The organism is Martinezella lusitana, assembly GCF_016901135.1.
Lineage (GTDB): Bacteria > Pseudomonadota > Alphaproteobacteria > Rhizobiales > Rhizobiaceae > Rhizobium > Rhizobium lusitanum_D.
Window position 1 is genome coordinate 1 of the sequence record NZ_JAFEVL010000050.1, and the last position, 1216, is coordinate 1216.

General features: G+C 58.2%; 3 protein-coding genes. All 3 read right to left on the reverse strand.

Translation table 11 applies throughout. The features are described from left to right. Positions 1-82: 82 nt before the first annotated feature. The 3 genes from JTP94_RS24870 to JTP94_RS24880 are packed head-to-tail and all read right to left on the reverse strand — an operon-like array spanning position 83 to position 1086. Positions 83-334, reverse strand: coding sequence for a hypothetical protein (locus JTP94_RS24870; protein ID WP_204853103.1), 252 nt, complete (start codon positions 332-334; stop codon positions 83-85). 35 nt (positions 335-369) lie between these two features. After that, a complete protein-coding gene (locus JTP94_RS24875) occupies positions 370-690 on the reverse strand; it encodes a hypothetical protein (protein WP_204853104.1) in 321 nt (106 codons plus the stop codon). A 12-nt stretch (positions 691-702) separates the two neighbouring features. After that, on the reverse strand, positions 703-1086 hold the full coding sequence (locus JTP94_RS24880) for a hypothetical protein (protein WP_204853105.1): 384 nt from the start codon (positions 1084-1086) through the stop codon (positions 703-705). Positions 1087-1216: the final 130 nt, after the last annotated feature.

Here is a 1216-nt window from a genome sequence, read left to right on the forward strand (position 1 = left end):
TCAACCCTAGTGAAAGTCCAAAAGGCATCCGCCTTCTCCACTATTTATTAGAAAGCCATCGCAAAAGCGGATGCCTGAAGGATTATTTCTGGACCGGGGGTTGCGGCTTGGTGAGACCAGAGACGCCGTCGCGGGCGACGTTGATCACCATTTTCAGGACGCCGAGAGCAGCAATGATCCCGCCTGACCAAGCCGGAGGGATCGTGGATGCGGAGCAATCCAGTGCACCGGTAGGCAGCGTCGTGCAGCCGTAGGCCGAAAGACCGGCCGTAATCGCCGCAACGAGGATCATGGCTACCGTGAGGACGTTATGCCAAAGATTGGAGTTTCCCATGGAGAAGGTTCCTTGAAGGTTGGCGAGGCCGGCCATCAACCGGCTGGTTGCAAAGGGGCGGTGGCCGGATCGGGATTGTTGGCGAGGTAGGCCGATACGGCGTCATCGAAATCTTTGTCGGTCTTCGCATCCAGCACTTTGAGCGCGGCAAGTTGCGTTGCTGTGGTTGCCGGATTGGCGGCGAAAGCTGCGACGATATTCGAGATGATCGGACCGATTTCTTCGGAGAACTGGACCAGCGTCGGTTCCAGCGAGAGCAGCCAGGCGATGGTCTGGCTGACGACCTTTGAATCCGTGATCTGCGGGATGAGGGCGAGGAGGATATTCAAAATCCCCATGATGGATTGCAGCGACATGGTAGCAGCTCCTTAAGACTTGATGTTGTTGGCGGTGAGGATGGTCTGAAGCGCGCCGACAGTCTTCGTGACGGCGTCAACCAGCGTGGCCGGTCCAAGCGTGGCGTCGGGATTGTCGAGGGCGAACTGTTCAGCAGCATCGCGCGCCGTGCGAATGTCATGGACAGCGGGGATGATCTTGTTCTTGATCACGCTGTCATTGCAGCCGGCCGGTTTCGGATTCGGCGTGCAGAACCGCACATAGGCCGTAGCGGCCGTCTCTGCGGCATCGACGCCGTTGCCGGCCACGATGATGGCTGTCATGGGAACTTGTGTGCTGGAAAGCGTCTGCAGGGCCGCACAGGAGCCGAGCGAGATCGTCATGGCGGCTACTGCCACCAAGCTTGAAAAGCGCATGGTAGATGTCCTTTGATGGTTGGGGCTTATGCTTCGTCGGTGGAGATTTTACCGGTGAAAACCGAGAACGGCAGCACGGTATCCGGCTTCGGATAAGTCGATGGGTAGCGAAGCCCAGCTACCCTGCTCT

What these genes read in the sequence shown, in the direction of transcription:
- JTP94_RS24870 (WP_204853103.1), bottom strand. Translation starts at nt 334, where the DNA reads ATGGGAAACTCCAATCTTTGGCATAACGTCCTCACGGTAGCCATGATC.
- JTP94_RS24875 (WP_204853104.1), bottom strand. Translation starts at nt 690, where the DNA reads ATGTCGCTGCAATCCATCATGGGGATTTTGAATATCCTCCTCGCCCTC.
- JTP94_RS24880 (WP_204853105.1), bottom strand. Translation starts at nt 1,086, where the DNA reads ATGCGCTTTTCAAGCTTGGTGGCAGTAGCCGCCATGACGATCTCGCTC.